Genomic DNA, 17,599 nt, shown 5'->3' on the forward strand with positions numbered 1-17,599 from the left:
TAAACTTCGTAATGAATTACGTATGTTCACTCAGAGACTTGGTATTCATTTTTCGTCCGAGGACGTTAAGAATCCATGTCACTTTGAGTGCCCACACAGATTGTCTGATAAATTGTTAAAGAGCAGTTGCGACGCGCTTCAGCGCTCTGTCGCGAGGTGGCGTATATTACGCTTTCCTCTTTCAGAGTCAACCCGTTATTTCAGGATTTTTTCTCTTCAACCGACCGGGTAGTCTGTGAAGTGATTCACATCCGCCGTGTCGATGGAGGCGCATTATAGGGAGCCGCCGAGGAATGACAAGCGGAAAAATGCATTTTTATTTCAACCGCTCACCTTTTCACCAAAACGTCTATTTTTGGTGCTTTTTAATCTCTTTTGGCAGATCTGCCAGACTAGTTATCACCCAGTCAGCTGCATTTTCTGCTTCTGGGGTGACTGGTTTACCGGTCCGCACTAATACTTTGGTTCCCACACCTGCCGCCGCCGCTGCCTGCATATCCTCCAGTTTATCGCCCACCATAAAAGACGCGGCCATATCAATGTGCAGGAATTCCTGTGCAGAGATAAACATGCCCGGGTGTGGCTTACGGCAATCACATGTCTGACGATACGCTTCTACTGTTCCCTGTGGATGATGCGGACAATAATAGATGCCATCAAGATCGACGCCACGATCGGCCAGAGACCAGTCCATCCATTCCGTCAGCGTCTCGAACTGCGCTTCGGTGAATTTACCCCGGGCGATACCGGACTGATTAGTTACCACCACCAGCGCATAGCCCATCTCTTTCAGCTGGCGCATGGCATCTATTACGCCCTCAATAAATTCGAACTCATCAATCTCATGGACGTAACCGTGATCCACATTAATTGTGCCGTCACGATCGAGAAAAATTGCGGGTACAGATTTTGCCACCGGTTTGCTCCTGAAAAAGGCTTGTTCAGCTAGTATCTCATGAATCGCAGCGCAATAAAGTGCTCATCGCACAGAGGTGGATTGATTTAGACGTCTGGATGCCTTAACATCCATTTTGTTTACGGTCATTCCCCGTATCTGGCAGAAGAAAATGCCACGGCTAACTTACATACGATAAAAATAATCTAATGATTAAACTTTCCAATATCACCAAAGTGTTCCAGCAGGGGAACCGAACCATTCAGGCGCTGAACAACGTCAGCCTGCATGTGCCTGCTGGTCAGATTTATGGCGTCATTGGCGCATCGGGTGCGGGTAAAAGTACGCTGATCCGGTGTGTTAACCTGCTTGAGCGCCCGACCCAGGGCAGCGTAGAAGTTGGCGGCCAGGAGCTTACCGCTCTCTCAGAGAAAGAACTCACCAAAGCGCGTCGCCAGATTGGCATGATTTTCCAGCACTTTAACCTGCTGGCCTCACGCACGGTTTTTGGAAACGTGGCGTTGCCGCTGGAGCTGGATAACACACCAAAAGAAGAGGTTACCCGACGCGTCACCGAACTGCTGGATCTGGTTGGGCTGGGTGATAAGCATGACAGCTACCCGGCCAACCTCTCAGGCGGGCAAAAGCAGCGTGTAGCAATCGCTCGCGCGCTGGCAAGCAACCCAAAAGTGCTGCTGTGTGATGAAGCCACCAGCGCGTTAGATCCGGCCACCACGCGTTCTATCCTGGAACTGCTGAAAGACATTAACCGTCGTCTGGGCCTGACTATCCTCCTTATTACGCACGAAATGGACGTGGTGAAGCGTATCTGTGACTGCGTCGCCGTCATCAGCAACGGTGAGCTGATTGAGCAGGACACGGTCAGCGAAGTCTTCTCGCACCCGAAAACGCCTCTGGCTCAGCAGTTCATTCAGTCCACACTGCATCTGGATATTCCGGAAGATTATCTGGAACGTTTAAAAGCAGACGCAACGCCTGACAGCGTCCCGATGCTGCGCATGGAGTTCACGGGCCAGTCCGTTGACGCACCGCTGCTGTCCGAAACCGCGCGTCGCTTTAACGTGAATAACAACATTATTAGCGCGCAGATGGACTACGCCGGTGGCGTGAAGTTCGGCATTATGCTGACGGAAATGCACGGCACACAGGAAGAAACCCAGGCGGCAATTGCCTGGCTGCAAGAACATCACGTAAAAGTAGAGGTGCTGGGTTATGTCTGAGCCGATGATGTGGCTACTGGTTCGCGGCGTTTGGGAAACGCTGGCAATGACCTTCGTATCGGGCTTTTTTGGTTTTGTGATTGGGCTGCCGGTCGGCGTACTGCTGTACGTCACGCGCCCGGGTCAAATTATTGAAAACGCGAAGCTGTATCGCACGCTCTCTGCGCTGGTGAACATTTTCCGGTCTATTCCGTTCATTATTCTGCTGGTGTGGATGATTCCGTTTACGCGCGTTATTGTCGGGACGTCGATTGGTTTGCAGGCAGCTATTGTCCCGCTAACCGTAGGCGCCGCACCGTTTATCGCCCGTATGGTGGAAAACGCCCTGCTGGAAATCCCAACAGGCCTGATTGAAGCTTCCCGCGCTATGGGTGCGACGCCAATGCAGATCGTTCGCAAAGTTCTGCTGCCTGAGGCGCTGCCTGGGCTGGTGAATGCAGCAACCATCACACTTATCACCCTGGTCGGTTATTCCGCGATGGGCGGCGCCGTGGGTGCTGGCGGTTTAGGCCAGATTGGATATCAGTACGGCTATATTGGCTATAACGCTACCGTAATGAATACCGTTCTGGTATTGCTGGTTGTGCTGGTTTACTTAATCCAATTCTCTGGCGATCGTATCGTCCGGGCTGTTACGCATAAATAACGTTACAAACAACACAAACTCGACGAGTTAAGGATATAACATGGCGTTTAAATTTAAGACCTTTGCAGCAGTAGGCGCACTGATTGGTTCGCTGGCACTGGTGGGTTGCGGTCAGGACGAAAAAGATCCGAACCACATCAAAGTAGGCGTTATCGTCGGTGCAGAGCAGCAGGTTGCTGAGGCCGCGCAGAAAATCGCGAAAGAAAAATATGGCCTGGACGTTGAGCTGGTGACCTTCAACGATTACGTTCTGCCGAACGAAGCGCTGAGCAAAGGCGACATTGACGCTAACGCCTTCCAGCATAAACCGTACCTGGATCAACAGATCAAAGATCGCGGCTACAAGCTGGTTGCTGTCGGTAACACCTTCGTTTACCCGATTGCCGGTTATTCCAAGAAAATTAAATCTCTGGATGAACTCCAGCCGGGTTCACAGGTTGCCGTCCCTAACGACCCAACCAACCTTGGCCGTTCGCTGCTTCTGCTCCAGAAAGTGGGCCTGATTAAACTGAAAGAAGGTGTTGGCCTGTTGCCGACCGTTCTGGACGTGACCGAAAACCCGAAAAATCTGAAAATTGTTGAGCTGGAAGCCCCTCAGCTGCCACGTTCTCTGGACGATGCACAGATCGCGCTGGCCGTTATCAACACCACTTACGCCAGCCAGATCGGTTTGACCCCTGCGAAAGATGGCATCTTTGTTGAAGACAAAGATTCCCCGTACGTCAACCTGATCGTGACTCGCGAAGACAACAAGGACGCGGAAAACGTGAAGAAATTCCTGCAGGCATATCAGTCTGAAGAAGTTTACCAGGAAGCCAATAAGGTGTTTAACGGCGGCGCGGTTAAAGGCTGGTAATCTCACCTCAGTGTAATATCATCAAGACGGGCATTTGCCCGTCTTGTCATTTGTGCGGTCAACTGCTTCAATATCTGACGTTTTGATTATCCACTGAGGAACTATTATGCGTGCTTTACCGATCTGTCTTTTAGCACTGATGCTGAGCGGCTGTTCTATGCTAAGCAGATCTCCTGTTGAACCCGTTCAAAGCACTGCAACCCCGCCAAAAGCGGAGCCAGCAAAACCGAAAGCGCCTCGCGCTGCGCCGGTACGTATTATTACTAAAGCCGACGAGCTGGTCGGTAAGCCATTCCGTGAACTGGGCGAAGTGAGCGGCGAATCCTGCCAGGCAACGAATCAGGACTCCCCTCCAAATATCCCAACAGCCCGCAAGCGTATGCAAATCAACGCGTCGAAAATGAAAGCCAACGCGGTGCTGCTGCACAGTTGCGAGGTCACCAGTGGTACGCCGGGCTGCTACCGTCAGGCGGTATGTATCGGTTCTGCGCTTAACATCACGGCGAAATGAGTTCATTTCAGTTCGAGCCGATAGGCGTTATCCGCTCCCCTTATAAAGAAAAGTTCGCCGTGCCGCGTCAGCCGGGACTGGTCCTTAACGGCGGCGGCGAGCTGCATCTTGTCGCGCCGTATAATCAGGCCGATGCAGTGCGCGGGCTTGAGGCATTCAGCCATTTATGGGTGGTGTTTGTGTTTCACCAGACCATGGAAGGCGGCTGGCGTCCTACCGTGCGTCCTCCTCGTCTGGGCGGAAATGCCAGAATGGGAGTTTTTGCCACCCGCTCAACGTTCCGACCGAATCCAGTCGGGATGTCGCTGGTCGAACTGAAAGGGATACGCTGTCAGAAAGATCGGGTGATCCTGGAGTTAGGTAGCCTTGACCTGGTTGATGGCACGCCGGTCATCGATATTAAACCTTACCTGCCCTTCGCCGAAGCGCTGCCGGATGCCCGTGCAAGCTATGCTCAGGACGCCCCACAGGCAGAGATGCCGGTTTACTTCACATCTGAAATAACGACGCAAATCAGCCAGCTGGAAAAGCGCTATCCTCGTCTGCGTGACTTTATCGTCGAAGTCCTGGCGCAGGACCCTCGTCCCGCCTACCGCAAAGAGGAAGACGCAGGAAAAACGTACGCCGTCTGGCTGCTGGACTTTAACGTGCGCTGGCGCGTAACTGATGCAGGTTTTGAAGTGTTTGCCCTGGAACCCAGGTAATTTTGTTCTCCTCTCTTTTGGCATCTTTGCCACACTGGTAAACTAAACCACTTTTTTTGTGTCAGGCTGGTGTTTCAGCCTGTTCCAATCGTCGAAATGGAACCGTAACAACATGCGTACTAGCCAATATCTGCTCTCCACTCTGAAGGAGACACCTGCCGACGCCGAGGTGATCAGCCACCAGCTGATGCTGCGCGCCGGGATGATCCGCAAGCTGGCCTCCGGGTTATACACCTGGCTGCCGACCGGCGTGCGCGTCCTGAAAAAAGTCGAAAACATCGTGCGTGAAGAGATGAACAACGCCGGTGCTATCGAGGTGTTAATGCCGGTCGTTCAGCCTTCTGAACTGTGGCAGGAGAGCGGTCGCTGGGAGCAGTACGGTCCTGAACTGCTGCGTATTGCCGATCGTGGCGATCGTCCATTCGTCCTCGGCCCAACGCATGAAGAAGTGATCACCGATCTGATCCGTAACGAGCTGAGCTCTTACAAACAGCTGCCGCTGAACTTCTTCCAGATCCAAACCAAGTTCCGTGACGAAGTGCGCCCACGCTTTGGCGTTATGCGCTCTCGCGAATTCCTGATGAAAGATGCCTACTCTTTCCATACTTCTCAGGAATCACTGCAAGAGACCTACGACAAAATGTACGTGGCCTACAGCAAAATCTTCTCCCGCATGGGGCTGGATTTCCGTGCTGTACAGGCTGATACCGGTTCAATCGGCGGTAGCGCCTCTCATGAATTCCAGGTTCTGGCGCAGAGCGGCGAAGACGATGTAATTTTCTCTGACTCCTCTGATTACGCCGCCAACATTGAGTTCGCAGAAGCGCTGGCACCAAAAGAACCACGCGGCGCGGCAACGCAAGAGATGACGCTGGTTGATACGCCAAACGCGAAAACCATCGCTGAGCTGGTTGAACAGTTTAATCTGCCGATCGAAAAAACCGTGAAAACCCTGCTGGTGAAATCGGCTGAAGGCAGCGCTTACCCGCTGGTAGCCCTGCTGGTCCGTGGCGATCACGAGCTGAACGAAGTGAAAGCCGAGAAGCTGCCGCAGGTTGCCAGCCCGCTGACCTTCGCGACGGAAGCCGAAATCCGCGCCGTGGTGAACGCAGGCCCAGGTTCTCTGGGTCCGGTGAACATGCCTGTTCCTGTGGTGATTGACCGCACCGTTGCGGCAATGAGCGACTTCGCTGCAGGGGCAAACATCGACGGTAAACACTACTTCGGCATCAACTGGGATCGTGACGTGGCGACGCCGGAAGTGGCTGACATCCGTAACGTGGTCGCAGGCGATCCAAGCCCGGACGGCAAGGGTACCCTGATGATTAAACGCGGTATCGAAGTAGGCCACATCTTCCAGCTGGGCGATAAGTACTCGCGCGCAATGAACGCTGCCGTTCAGGGCGAAGATGGTCGTAACCAGGTTCTGACCATGGGCTGCTACGGCATTGGGGTAACGCGCGTTGTTGCGGCCGCTATCGAGCAGAACTATGACGAACGCGGAATCGTCTGGCCGGATAACATCGCGCCGTTCCAGGTGGCGATCCTGCCAATGAACATGCACAAGTCTTACCGCGTGCAGGAGCTGGCAGAGAAACTCTACGCTGAGCTGAGCGCGAAAGGTATCGACGTGCTGATGGATGACCGTAAAGAGCGTCCTGGCGTGATGTTTGCTGATATGGAACTGATCGGTATTCCACACACCATCGTCATCGGCGACCGTAACCTCGACAGCGACGAGATTGAATACAAGTACCGTCGCAACGGCGAAAAACAGATGCTCAAGACGGGCGACATTCTTGATTACCTGGTGAAAGCCATCAAAGGCTAAGAAACAAAAAAACCCCGCCAGTGCGGGGTTTTTTAATGGCTATAACTTATTTGCTTTCGCAGTCTTTACCCGCAGCAAACTTCGCGTCTTTATCTGCCACCAGCGTTTTCACCAGCTCACCGCTATCGGGGTTTGGCTCCAGCGTAAAATGCCCTTCAACCGTCAGCAACACTGGTTTGCTGTCGTTACCGCGCGCGACGGCATAGTCACGCTCCAGCTGGGCATTGTTCGCCACGCTGACTTTCTTCCCGGTTGCACAGTCAGTGAAGATTGCCGCATCCGCCATGTAGAAATACATCCCTCGCATCGCCATTGGGGTTGCAGGCAGGGTCGCTTTTACCGGGGCCAGCGTGTAGTTGAACTGAGATTCAATCGGATTGCCTTCGCGATCGAGCATCTCCATCCCCTCGCCTTTGGCGCGGAAATACGTTTTATCGCCCGTGGTATCAGTCAATACCAGCTTTTCAGCCGTACGCGCCCATGTTCCGTATGTTGCAAAAGAAGACGGCTCTTTCGCCCCCTGATAGCGCTGGTTCATCACCCAGGTGCCATCTTTTTGCAGGAACAGAGAGGTTTCGATGCCTTCACAATCTGCACATGGCAATACGCCGCGCCAGCTCTGCTGCATCGGCTTCAATTCTTCGTTTTGCGTTGGCTGTAGTACCTGTGTTTCTGAACGGTTGTTACAGCCAAAAAGCGCGAACAGGCTTGTCACGGCCAGCGCTGATAATAATGCTTTTTTCACAATACATTCCTTATGAAAAAGTGTGTCCCTTTCGTCACATTACGGATGACGGACTTTGCCACGCAGTGACTTTACGGTGGATTTCTGCGCCTTCGATGACAACCGACGTTCTTTCGATGCCCGCGTTGGACGTGTTGCCCGGCGACTTTTTTGTACAGCCGTCAGCTCTTTTATGACCGCCGCCAGTCTGGAAAGTGCCGCTTCCCGGTTCATTTCCTGGCTGCGATATTCCTGCGCTTTAATCACAATCACACCTTCACTGGTGATCAGATGATGGCTGGCGGCGAGCAGGCTTTCTTTATAATACTCTGGCAGGCTGGAGGCCCGGATGTCAAAGCGCAAATGGATAGCCGTTGAGGCCTTGTTAACGTGCTGCCCCCCTGCGCCCTGAGCACGGATGGCGGTGATCTCCAGCTCGTGATCAGGGATGCTGACGTTTCGGGACAACTCAATCATGATACGGGCTGCCAGGCCGTGAGATAAATTTCCAGATTATTCTGAGAATCGGAAAGCCAGATGGCGCCGTCCTGAATCGTTGCCTGAAGCGCCATTGTCCGGCTGGCGAATGCGCTCAGCTGTGCCAGTTGTTCATCATCCAGATACCAGACGGTAAGATTTTTGAACTGCGCACATTTATTTTTGTTTTGCTGCCACCAGATCTCCGCCGCGCGCTGGTTATAGGCAAACAACGCCACTTCAGCTGACTGGGTGCACGCCTTTTTGATCCGGCGTTCATCCGGCAGGCCAAGCTCAATCCATAAATCGATACCCAGATGATCGTTGCGCAGCCAGGCTTCCGGTTCATCTTCCGCGCTTAAACCACGGGTAAATTGCAGACGCTCGTCGGCATACTTAATCCACGCCAGCAGGCGCAGCATCATGCGCTCCTGGGTTTCAGAAGGGTGACGCGCCAGGGTCAATGACGCATCCAGAAACTGGTTACGGTCAAGATCCGCCACATTGACCACAGCTTTATAAATTGTCGCTTTCAGCGCCATGAGAGAACTCCTTTCGAATCAGGCGTACATTGTAGCGAAAACCGCAGCAAAAGGCTGTTACGAGGTGGTGGCACCCCGTTATCAAGGCGCTGATATTGCTTAAATGAGTATGGTATAGTCACCTTGCTAAACCGAGTTTAACTTCGTAGGCTTAATGATATCTCACAGTAAGTCAGTACGCTGGCAGGAGGTGATGTGAATAATTATTGTGAGTTGATTCGCAGACGGTATGCGGAAATTGCCAGCGGAGATCTGGGGTACATCCCGGATGCGTTGGGCTGTGTATTGAACGTGCTGAATGAAGTGGCCTCTGATGAGAGCCTTTCTGAATCGGTCAGGGAAAAAGCAGCGTATGCTGCGGCGAATTTACTGGTGAGCGATTATGTCGATGAATGATACCTATCAACCCATCAATTGTGATGACTATGACAACCTCGAACTCGCCTGCCAGCATCATTTAATACTGACGCTGGAGCTAAAAGATGGCGAAGTGCTAAAGGCAAAGGCCAGCGATCTGGTTTCCCGTAAAAATGTGGAATACCTGGTTGTGGAAGATGCAGGTGCAACGCGTGAGTTACGCCTCGACAAAATTGCCAGTTTCAGCCATCCGGAAATCGGCACCGTCGTGGTGAGCGAATCCTGATAACCAACGGGCAGCAAGGCTGCCCGTTACGCTTTCCATTCAAAATTGACACCCGCTTCAGCCCACCCTTCCTGGGTAATAAACACACCTGCCGCCGCGATGAGCGTGTCGCCGTAAAACAGAAGCGGCGTGGTATCACGTCGCCAGGGCGGAACGTTCTGTTCCTGCCAGATTTTCTTCAGTTTACGCCCGCCGTTACGCCCAACGATATGCAGCATGCCGCTGGCCCTGAAGCGTATGGTGACGTTCTCGTCCGGCTCAGGTAGACGCACATTGCCCGAATGGCTTAACGCAACGACACCGGCATTCAACGGTAGCGTTAATGCTTTTTCCGGCGACGGCCAGTCAAGCACAACGTCAGCCAGCGACGGCACAGATTTCACCCACCAGAGTTGCTCTTTATAGCGCCTGACGTCATAACCATTCAGGTGTATACACGGTGCGGCATCTTCCCGCGCCTGTGCAACTTCTTCCCAGATACGGTTGAGCATCGCCCGGGACGGCATAACCGCACGGTGGGAAGCCAGCCAGCGACGAATCAGAGCAGCCCGACGCACGGGGCTCATCACTTTCAACGGCGCAATGTTAAGGGCACCGTCAGCGGTAGTCAGCGTATTCAGCTCCCCGCTCAGCAACTCATCCAGCAAGCTTTCCTGTTCAGCACAAAGCATGGCACTTCTGGCCACCGCTTCGGAAAAATGGGCCCAGCGCTCACTCAGCAGCGGTAAGACGCGCAGGCGCAGGAAGTTACGGTCGTAACTGTCGTCCTGATTGCTTTCGTCTTCAATCCAGCGCAGATGATGTTGCTGCGCCCAGGCTTCCATTGATGCGCGCGTCTCACCCAGTAGCGGGCGGATGAGCTCTGTTTCAGCAAAACCAGCACGCTCAGGCATGGCGGATAAACCCGCAGGCCCGCTGCCCCGCTTGAGCGCCAGTAAAAACGTCTCGCACTGGTCGTCCAGATGCTGCGCGGTGACCAACGCTTCTCCAGGCTGTAACGCGCCGGAAAAAGCGGCGTAGCGGGCTTTGCGCGCCTGCGCCTCAATACCCAGCCCTTCATCCTCAAGCGTGACGCGTTCAACGATTAGCGGGATCGCCCACCCTGAGCACACCGCTTCGCAGTGCGCCACCCAGTCGTCGGCATGGGGGCTTAAGCCGTGATGGATATGCATCGCCCGCAGCTGGACGTCAGGCTCACGGTCGCGCCAGAGCTTAAGACGGTGCAGCAAAACGGTGGAATCCAGGCCACCGCTGAACCCCACCAGCAGCTGGCGGTAGGATGAAACGGCGTGCGCGATAGCGGGTAAGGTCATAGGAAATTACACATAAAAAATGCCCGAACTGAACGGGCATTATCACACATGACGGCGATTACTGCTGATAAAGCTCCAGCGGCAGACCGTCCGGATCGTTGAAAAAAGTGAAACGTTTATCGGTGAAGGGATCGATGCGAATTGCTTCACAGGCCACGCCGTGGGCTTCCAGATGCTTTACCGCGCTGTCCAGGTTATCGACGCTGAAGGCCAGGTGGCGCAGGCCGCAGGCTTCCGGGCGCGAAGGACGCGCTGGCGGGAAAGGAAAAGAGAACAGTTCAATCACATATTGTCCGTTTAACGCCAGATCGCCTTTCCAGGAATCGCGCTCCTCGCGGTAGGCCTCGCTCAACAGCGTAAAGCCGAGAATGTCGCAGTAAAAAGCCTTACTTTTCGCGTAATCGGTGGCAATGATCGCAATATGATGAACAGCTTTTAAACCCAGCATAGTTTCTCCTTTTTATGGTGCCCTGAACGTTACAACCGACAACCCGCCCCTGGCAAGCGGCCCCTTTTATTTTAGGACTCTCACCCAGTACACGCCGTTATCATCGCGTTTCGCACCGTGAATATCCGTCTCAAAGCCCGGATAGTGGCGCCCTATCGAACAGAGCATCAGCAGGAAATCGAGCACCGCCCGGCTCTCCTCGGTGATCATCTCGCCCGGCATCAGCAGCGGTACGCCCGGCGGATAAGGCAGGATCATGTTGGCTGATACCCGCCCGACCAGGTTCTCCAGCTCAATGGTTTCAACCTCCCCTTTCACCTGGCGCTGCCACGCCCTGTGCGGCGTCAGCTTCATTTCAGGCAGAACATCAAATGCCTGCAGCATCAGGCGCGGCAGATCGTGCTGGCGGATCAGCCTGTGGATCCCCTGGGCCAGATCCTGAATACGCATATTGCGGTAGAAGTCAGGATCTTCCGCGTAGAGATCCGGCAGCATATTCTTCACCCGCAGGTTAAGATCGTATGCGCGCTTAAACTCCATCAGTCCGCGCAGCAGCCCCATCGCGCGGGTTTTATCGATCCCGATACTGAACAGGAACAGCAAATTATAGGGGCCGGTTTTCTCCACCACCACGCCGCGTTCATCAAGGAACTTCGCCACCAGCGCAGCCGGGATCCCTTCCTCACCCATCACACCCTGCTCATCCATACCCGGCGTCAGGATCGTCACCTTAACCGGATCGAGGAACATGTGGTCTGCATCAGCATCCCGAAAACCGTGCCAGCTCTCCCCCGGCGCGACGGGCCAGCATTCTGCTTCATCAATCTCTTCCGGCTGCCAGATATCAAAGAACCAGCCGTCCGCTTCATCTTTAAGTCGCTGAACCTCTTTTCGGAAATGCAGCGCCCGCTCCACCGAACGATTAATAAGGCGTTTCCCGGGATTGCCGCGCAACATCGCCGCCGCCGTTTCGATGGACGCCACCAGCGGGTAGCTCGGCGACGTGGTCGTGTGCATCATAAAGGCTTCGTTGAAGGTGTCCTCGTCGTATTCGCCCTTGATGTGAATGAGAGACGCCTGGGAAAACGCGGCCAGCATTTTGTGCGTCGACTGCGTCTCGAAGAACACCTTGCCCGGCACCCGCTCGCCGCTCATCCCACTTTTACCCGAGTAAATCGGGTGGAAATTGGTGTAAGGCACCCACGCGGAGTCAAAGTGAATCGACGGCACGTCCAGCGTCTGCTTGATCCAGTTCGTGTTGTAAAGCAGCCCGTCATAGGTGGAGTTGGTGATCACCGCATGCACAGGCCAGCTTGCCTCGGGGATCTCCGCGATCTTATTTTCAATGGCTTCATGCGCGAACTCACGGCGAGGAATGCCGCCGAGGATCCCCAGCGCATTACGCGTGGGAGACAGCCAGAGCGGCACGACGTCACTCATCATCAGCAAATGCGCCAGTGATTTATGGCAGTTCCGGTCAATCAGCAGGGTGCTACCGGCAGGCGCGGCATACATGCCGACGATCTTGTTCGATGTCGAGGTTCCGTTGGTCACCATGTAGCTCTGCTCGGCACCAAAGGTCCGGGCGATGTACTCTTCGGCTTCCAGATGCGGGCCGGTATGATCCAGCAGCGAGCCCAGCTCGGTCACTGAAATCGACACGTCCGCCTTCAGCGTATTGCCGCCAAAGAAATCGTAGAACAGGCACCCTACCGGGCTTTTTTGATAGGCCGTTCCCGCCATGTGGCCTGGCGTACAGAAGGTGTACTTCCCTTCATTCACATAGGTGAACAGCGCACGCGTAAACGGCGGGGTGATGTTATCAAGGTATTCGCCGGTGTACTGCTGAATGCGGGTCGCAATGTCCTCGGCAACGCCGAGTGAGTATTCGAAGAACCACAGCGCCATACGCATATCGTGGGCGCTGACGTCCATGGTCGAGTGAGTGTTGATAAAGGCGTACAGCGGAAGATATTCGTTGAGCTTATTGATCTCGCTGCACAACTCCATGTCGTATTCGTCCCAGTCGAATATCACGCCACATATGCGCGGATTGTGTTCGATGAATTTCAGCAGGTCGGCGCTGTTTTGCGGCCAGATTAGCTGATATCCGCGTGCTTTAAGGGCTTGCTCCAGCTCCTTGATGGGTTCGTCTTTATAAAAGACGCCGTGTGGCCCCATGATGGCAATGATGTTCATGGTTTACCTCCTTGAAAAACATCAGATAAGCATAGTTAAGGTAAACGGCAGGTATAAAAAAAGCCGCAACAATGTGCGGCTTTTAGGATAATTGTGAGGCTTACGCGTAACCGTAGGTCATCAGACGCTGATAACGACGGTTGAGCAGATCTTCTGTGCTCAGCACGTCCAGATCAGCCAGGTCTGCCAGCAGCTGCGCTTTCAGGGAAGCAGCCATCACTTCCGGCTTACGGTGCGCGCCACCCAGCGGTTCAGGGATAACGGTGTCGATCAGCTTCAGCTCTTTCAGACGTGGGGCAATGATGCCCATCGCTTCCGCAGCCAGCGGCGCTTTATCGGCACTTTTCCACAGAATGGAGGCACAGCCTTCCGGAGAGATAACGGAATAGGTGCTGTACTGCAGCATATTCACTTTATCGCCCACGCCAATTGCCAGCGCACCGCCGGAACCACCTTCACCGATAACGGTACAGATGACCGGCACTTTCAGGCGAGACATCTCACGCAGGTTGCGTGCGATGGCTTCAGACTGACCGCGCTCTTCTGCGCCAACACCCGGGTAAGCACCCGGTGTGTCGATGAAGGTGATGATTGGCATATTGAAACGCTCAGCCATCTCCATCAGACGCAGGGCCTTACGGTAGCCTTCTGGTGCTGGCATACCGAAGTTACGACGGATCTTCTCTTTGGTTTCACGGCCTTTCTGGTGACCAATGATCATCACCGGACGTCCATCAAGACGCGCGATACCGCCGACGATAGCTTTATCGTCAGCGTATGCGCGGTCGCCTGCCAGTTCGTCAAATTCGTCAAACGCCAGGCGGACATAATCCAGGGTGTACGGACGCTGTGGATGACGCGCCAGCTGGGCGATCTGCCATGCGCCGAGATCGGCAAAGATTTTGCGCGTCAGTTCTACGCTTTTTTCACGCAGACGATGCACTTCTTCGTCGATGTTAATATCCAGTTTTTCATCCTGACGGCTTACGGCTGTCAGAGAATCGATTTTCGCTTCCAGCTCTGCAATCGGCTGTTCGAAATCAAGGAAATTCAGACTCATAGTATTCCTGTATTAGTCAAACTCCAGTTCCACCTGCTCCGAACCAATGAGGCCACGGAGATCGTTCAGTAAACGATCGCTCGGAGAGACACGCCACGTTGCACCAAAGCGCAACCGCGCACGTGCATCCGCCCTCTGATAGTAGAGATGTACTGGAATGGTCCCCGAGCGGTGGGGTTCCAGAGACTGACGGAGTCGGTTTAAAAGCTGGTCATCAATTTGCCTGTCCGTCAGCGAGATAGCAAGCCCGCGAGCATATTTTTCCCGGGCTTCGTCAATGTCCATCACTTCGCGGGCGGTCATTTTAAGCCCCCCGCTGAAGTCATCAAAGCTGACCTGTCCGCTGACGATAAGTATGCGGTCTTTTTCCAGCAATTGCTGGTATTTATCCAGCGCGTCGGTGAACAACATCACCTCCAGACGCCCGGAACGGTCATCCAGGGTACAGATGCCGATACGATTGCCGCGCTTGGTGACCATTACCCTTGCAGCAATCACGAGCCCCGCAGCCGTGGTGATTTTACCACGTTCTGTCGGATGCATGTCTTTAAGCCTGTGGCCGCCGACATAGCGCTCAATTTCTTTCAGATACTGGTTGATCGGGTGTCCCGTCAGGTACAGGCCTAACGTCTCACGCTCCCCATCCAGCACCACCTGTTCTGGCCAGGGCTGGCAGTTGGAATAGGACTGCTCGATCTGATCTGGCTCTTCCGCCAGCACGCCGAACATATCCGCCTGGCCAATGGCTTCCGCTTTAGCATGCTGATCGGCCGCTTTCAGCGCATCGCCGAGCGAGTTCATCAGCGCGGCGCGGTGTGGCCCCAGCCGGTCAAACGCACCGGACATGATCAGTTTTTCCAGCACGCGGCGGTTCAGTTTTTTGGTATCGGTGCGGGCGCACAGGTCGAACAGCTCGCGGAAATAGCCACCGTTGTTACGCGCTTCGATGATCGCCTCGATCGGCCCCTCACCCACGCCCTTGATCGCGCCGATCCCATAGACGATTTCCCCGTCATCGTTGACGTGGAAATGGTACAGGCCAGAGTTAATATCCGGCGGCAGGATCTTCAGCCCCATGCGCCAGCACTCGTCCACCAGGCCAACCACCTTTTCGGTGTTGTCCATATCGGCGGTCATTACCGCCGCCATAAACTCAGCGGGATAGTGGGCCTTGAGCCACAGCGTTTGATACGACACCAAAGCATAAGCGGCGGAGTGGGATTTGTTAAATCCGTACCCGGCGAATTTTTCCACAAGGTCGAAGATTTTCATCGCCAGTTCGCCATCGACGCCGTTTTTCTTCGCCCCATCTTCAAAGATAGAACGCTGCTTGGCCATCTCTTCCGGCTTTTTCTTACCCATCGCACGACGCAACATATCTGCGCCGCCAAGGGTGTAACCAGAAAGCACCTGGGCGATCTGCATGACCTGTTCCTGATACAGGATGATGCCGTAGGTTGGCTCCAGTACCGGTTTCAGGCTTTCATGCTGCCACTGCACATCCGGATAGGAAATCTCTTCGCGCCCGTGCTTACGGTCGATAAAGTTATCTACCATCCCCGACTGCAACGGGCCCGGACGGAACAGAGCCACCAGCGCGATCATATCTTCGAAGCAGTCTGGTTGCAGACGCTTAATCAAATCTTTCATGCCGCGGGATTCAAGCTGGAAGACGGCTGTCGTCTCGGAGCGTTGCAGCATGTCGAAACTTTTCTTGTCATCAAGCGGGATAGCCGCGATATCCAGCGGCGGCTCGCCGTTCTTCTCACGGCGGGCGTTGATCATCTCCAGCGCCCAGTTGATGATGGTCAGCGTACGCAAACCAAGGAAGTCGAACTTCACCAGCCCGGCGTATTCAACGTCGTTCTTGTCGAACTGGGTGACCGGATGCTGGCCCGCTTCATCGCAGTACAGCGGCGCGAAGTCGGTGATTTTGGTCGGGGCGATAACCACGCCCCCCGCATGCTTACCGGCGTTACGCGTGACGCCCTCCAGCTTGCGCGCCATGTCGATCAGCGCTTTCACCTCTTCGTCGGCTTCGTAGATTTCCGGCAGCTGAGGTTCAGCTTCAAAGGCTTTCGCCAGGGTCATGCCCGGATCGGGCGGCACCAGCTTAGAGATTCGATCGACAAAACCGTAGGGGTGGCCCAGAACGCGGCCCACGTCGCGGATAACCGCTTTCGCCGCCATCGTACCGAAGGTAATGATCTGTGAAACCGCATCACGACCGTACATATCGGCCACGTGCTCAATCACCTGGTCGCGTTTTTCCATGCAGAAGTCGACGTCGAAGTCGGGCATGGAGACACGTTCCGGGTTAAGGAAACGTTCGAACAGCAGGTCGAATTCCAGCGGATCGAGGTCGGTGATTTTCAGCGCATACGCCACCAGCGAGCCGGCACCTGAACCACGGCCCGGGCCAACCGGTACGCCGTTATCCTTCGACCACTGGATGAACTCCATTACGATCAGGAAGTAGCCAGGGAACCCCATCTGGTTGATCACCTGGAGTTCAATATCCAGACGCTCGTCATATTCAGGACGCTTCTCTTTACGGACCGCTTCATCCGGGAAGAGGAATTCCAGACGCTCTTCAAGGCCCTCTTTCGATTTCATGACCAGGAAATCTTCCGTGGTCATGTCGCCCGTCGGGAACTGCGGCAGGAAATATTCGCCGAGACGCACGGTGACGTTGCAGCGCTTGGCAATCTCTACGCTGTTTTCCAGCGCTTCCGGGATGTCGGAGAAGAGCTCACACATTTCCTCTTCGCTGCGCATGTACTGCTGCGATGAGTAGTTGCGAGGACGTTTCGGATCGTCGAGGGTGAAGCCGTCGTGGATAGCGACGCGAATTTCATGCGCGTCAAAATCGCCCGGCTCAAGAAAGCGCACATCGTTGGTGGCTACCACAGGCAGGCCACGCGCTTCCGCCAGGGCGACGGCCGCATGCAGATAGCTCTCTTCATCCGCACGCCCGGTACGGATTAGCTCCAGGTAATAGCGATCCGGGAAATGCTCTTCGTAGAACGAGACGCACTGATCCACCAGCACGTTGTTCCCGCGCAGCAGACATTTGCCGACATCACCCATACGGCCACCGGAGATCAGCAGCAGACCTTCGTTCAGCTCCGCCAGCCAGTCGCGGTCAATCCATGGACCCAGCGCGCCGTAGCCGCGCTGGTAGGCTTTTGAGATCAGCAGAGTGAGGTTCTGATAGCCCGTGTTATTCATGGCTAACACGGAAATTTGCGTCATCTCATCGCCGAGCAGGTCGCTCTGCACGTGGAAATCCGCGCCGACGATGGGCTTTAATCCTGCGCCATGCGCCGTTCCGTAGAACTTCACCAGGCCACACAGGTTGGTAAAATCGGTGATCGCCAGCGCAGGCATGCCAAGCGAGGCCGCCTTCTTTACCAGCGGCCCGGTCTTTGCCAGCCCATCGATCATGGAGTAGTCGCTATGCACCCGCAGGTGTACGAAACGTGGTTCAGCCATCTTCAGATCCCGCG

General features: G+C 54.6%; 17 protein-coding genes. 8 read left to right on the forward strand and 9 right to left on the reverse strand.

The annotated features are described in order from the left end of the window. Window positions 1-349: 349 nt before the first annotated feature. The gene (gmhB, locus tag C3451_RS05605; RefSeq protein WP_022647122.1) at window positions 350-916 is read right to left on the reverse strand and encodes a D-glycero-beta-D-manno-heptose 1,7-bisphosphate 7-phosphatase; all 567 of its coding nucleotides are present in this window, start codon (window positions 914-916) and stop codon (window positions 350-352) included. A gap of 188 nt (window positions 917-1,104) precedes the next feature. On the opposite strand from gmhB, the gene metN reads away from it, so the two are divergent. The 6 genes from metN (at window position 1,105) to proS (ending at window position 6,684) form a co-directional block, all read left to right on the forward strand. After that, window positions 1,105-2,136 carry a methionine ABC transporter ATP-binding protein MetN gene (gene metN / locus C3451_RS05610; protein ID WP_023299376.1) on the forward strand — a complete coding sequence of 344 codons (1,032 nt, stop codon included), beginning with the start codon at window positions 1,105-1,107 and terminating at the stop codon, window positions 2,134-2,136. Beyond that, window positions 2,129-2,782, forward strand: coding sequence for a methionine ABC transporter permease MetI (locus C3451_RS05615; protein ID WP_003856130.1), 654 nt, complete (start codon window positions 2,129-2,131; stop codon window positions 2,780-2,782). The genes metN and C3451_RS05615 overlap by 8 nt, the downstream gene beginning before the upstream one ends. 40 nt (window positions 2,783-2,822) lie before the next feature. After that, window positions 2,823-3,638 carry a methionine ABC transporter substrate-binding lipoprotein MetQ gene (gene metQ, locus C3451_RS05620; protein ID WP_006810023.1) on the forward strand — a complete coding sequence of 272 codons (816 nt, stop codon included), beginning with the start codon at window positions 2,823-2,825 and terminating at the stop codon, window positions 3,636-3,638. A 106-nt stretch (window positions 3,639-3,744) separates the two neighbouring features. After that, on the forward strand, window positions 3,745-4,149 hold the full coding sequence (gene rcsF, locus C3451_RS05625; protein ID WP_003856133.1) for an Rcs stress response system protein RcsF: 405 nt from the start codon (window positions 3,745-3,747) through the stop codon (window positions 4,147-4,149). Then, window positions 4,146-4,853: a tRNA (N6-threonylcarbamoyladenosine(37)-N6)-methyltransferase TrmO gene (gene tsaA, locus C3451_RS05630; RefSeq protein ID WP_023299375.1), complete on the forward strand. Its 708-nt coding sequence runs from the start codon at window positions 4,146-4,148 to the stop codon at window positions 4,851-4,853. The genes rcsF and tsaA overlap by 4 nt, the downstream gene beginning before the upstream one ends. Window positions 4,854-4,965: 112 nt before the next feature. Further along, a complete protein-coding gene (gene proS / locus C3451_RS05635; protein ID WP_023305473.1) occupies window positions 4,966-6,684 on the forward strand; it encodes a proline--tRNA ligase in 1,719 nt (572 codons plus the stop codon). Window positions 6,685-6,730: 46 nt separating this feature from the next. Here proS and nlpE read toward each other — a convergent pair whose 3' ends face one another. Genes nlpE through C3451_RS05650 form a run of 3 tightly spaced genes read right to left on the reverse strand, consistent with a single transcriptional unit; the run spans window position 6,731 to window position 8,427 of the window. Next, entirely contained in the window at window positions 6,731-7,429 is a 699-nt protein-coding gene (gene nlpE, locus C3451_RS05640; protein WP_006810026.1) for an envelope stress response activation lipoprotein NlpE, read from the reverse strand. A 39-nt stretch (window positions 7,430-7,468) separates the two neighbouring features. Continuing rightward, window positions 7,469-7,885, reverse strand: a complete 417-nt coding sequence (gene arfB / locus C3451_RS05645; RefSeq protein ID WP_022647119.1) for an alternative ribosome rescue aminoacyl-tRNA hydrolase ArfB — start codon at window positions 7,883-7,885, stop codon at window positions 7,469-7,471. After that, window positions 7,882-8,427 (reverse strand): YaeQ family protein, encoded by a 546-nt coding sequence (locus C3451_RS05650; RefSeq protein ID WP_058677792.1) that lies wholly within the window; start codon window positions 8,425-8,427, stop codon window positions 7,882-7,884. Before C3451_RS05650 ends, arfB begins: the two co-directional genes overlap by 4 nt. Before the next feature lie 195 nt (window positions 8,428-8,622). Between C3451_RS05650 and C3451_RS05655 the strand changes: the two genes are divergently transcribed. Then, window positions 8,623-8,823 (forward strand): YaeP family protein, encoded by a 201-nt coding sequence (locus C3451_RS05655; protein WP_003856146.1) that lies wholly within the window; start codon window positions 8,623-8,625, stop codon window positions 8,821-8,823. Next, window positions 8,810-9,070, forward strand: a complete 261-nt coding sequence (gene rof, locus C3451_RS05660; RefSeq protein WP_003856148.1) for a Rho-binding antiterminator — start codon at window positions 8,810-8,812, stop codon at window positions 9,068-9,070. Before C3451_RS05655 ends, rof begins: the two co-directional genes overlap by 14 nt. A gap of 26 nt (window positions 9,071-9,096) precedes the next feature. Here the strand turns inward: rof and tilS are convergent, their stop codons facing one another. The 5 genes from tilS to dnaE form a co-directional block, all read right to left on the reverse strand. After that, window positions 9,097-10,383 carry a tRNA lysidine(34) synthetase TilS gene (gene tilS / locus C3451_RS05665; RefSeq protein ID WP_045623164.1) on the reverse strand — a complete coding sequence of 429 codons (1,287 nt, stop codon included), beginning with the start codon at window positions 10,381-10,383 and terminating at the stop codon, window positions 9,097-9,099. A gap of 58 nt (window positions 10,384-10,441) precedes the next feature. Next, window positions 10,442-10,831 (reverse strand): VOC family protein, encoded by a 390-nt coding sequence (locus C3451_RS05670; protein WP_022647115.1) that lies wholly within the window; start codon window positions 10,829-10,831, stop codon window positions 10,442-10,444. A gap of 66 nt (window positions 10,832-10,897) precedes the next feature. Beyond that, complete coding sequence (locus C3451_RS05675; protein WP_045623162.1) at window positions 10,898-13,030, reverse strand: lysine decarboxylase LdcC; 2,133 nt, start codon at window positions 13,028-13,030, stop codon at window positions 10,898-10,900. 100 nt (window positions 13,031-13,130) lie between these two features. Then, entirely contained in the window at window positions 13,131-14,090 is a 960-nt protein-coding gene (accA, locus tag C3451_RS05680) for an acetyl-CoA carboxylase carboxyl transferase subunit alpha (RefSeq protein ID WP_003856154.1), read from the reverse strand. 12 nt (window positions 14,091-14,102) lie between these two features. Continuing rightward, complete coding sequence (gene dnaE / locus C3451_RS05685) at window positions 14,103-17,585, reverse strand: DNA polymerase III subunit alpha (RefSeq protein WP_045623160.1); 3,483 nt, start codon at window positions 17,583-17,585, stop codon at window positions 14,103-14,105. Window positions 17,586-17,599: the final 14 nt, after the last annotated feature.

This window comes from Enterobacter sp. 301B (assembly GCF_003850715.1).
GTDB lineage: Bacteria > Pseudomonadota > Gammaproteobacteria > Enterobacterales > Enterobacteriaceae > Enterobacter > Enterobacter intestinihominis.

What these genes read in the sequence shown, in the direction of transcription:
- metN (WP_023299376.1), top strand. Translation starts at nt 1,105, where the DNA reads ATGATTAAACTTTCCAATATCACCAAAGTGTTCCAGCAGGGGAACCGA.
- C3451_RS05615 (WP_003856130.1), top strand. Translation starts at nt 2,129, where the DNA reads ATGTCTGAGCCGATGATGTGGCTACTGGTTCGCGGCGTTTGGGAAACG.
- metQ (WP_006810023.1), top strand. Translation starts at nt 2,823, where the DNA reads ATGGCGTTTAAATTTAAGACCTTTGCAGCAGTAGGCGCACTGATTGGT.
- rcsF (WP_003856133.1), top strand. Translation starts at nt 3,745, where the DNA reads ATGCGTGCTTTACCGATCTGTCTTTTAGCACTGATGCTGAGCGGCTGT.
- tsaA (WP_023299375.1), top strand. Translation starts at nt 4,146, where the DNA reads ATGAGTTCATTTCAGTTCGAGCCGATAGGCGTTATCCGCTCCCCTTAT.
- proS (WP_023305473.1), top strand. Translation starts at nt 4,966, where the DNA reads ATGCGTACTAGCCAATATCTGCTCTCCACTCTGAAGGAGACACCTGCC.
- arfB (WP_022647119.1), bottom strand. Translation starts at nt 7,885, where the DNA reads ATGATTGAGTTGTCCCGAAACGTCAGCATCCCTGATCACGAGCTGGAG.
- C3451_RS05650 (WP_058677792.1), bottom strand. Translation starts at nt 8,427, where the DNA reads ATGGCGCTGAAAGCGACAATTTATAAAGCTGTGGTCAATGTGGCGGAT.
- rof (WP_003856148.1), top strand. Translation starts at nt 8,810, where the DNA reads ATGTCGATGAATGATACCTATCAACCCATCAATTGTGATGACTATGAC.
- tilS (WP_045623164.1), bottom strand. Translation starts at nt 10,383, where the DNA reads ATGACCTTACCCGCTATCGCGCACGCCGTTTCATCCTACCGCCAGCTG.
- C3451_RS05670 (WP_022647115.1), bottom strand. Translation starts at nt 10,831, where the DNA reads ATGCTGGGTTTAAAAGCTGTTCATCATATTGCGATCATTGCCACCGAT.
- C3451_RS05675 (WP_045623162.1), bottom strand. Translation starts at nt 13,030, where the DNA reads ATGAACATCATTGCCATCATGGGGCCACACGGCGTCTTTTATAAAGAC.
- accA (WP_003856154.1), bottom strand. Translation starts at nt 14,090, where the DNA reads ATGAGTCTGAATTTCCTTGATTTCGAACAGCCGATTGCAGAGCTGGAA.
- dnaE (WP_045623160.1), bottom strand. Translation starts at nt 17,585, where the DNA reads ATGGCTGAACCACGTTTCGTACACCTGCGGGTGCATAGCGACTACTCC.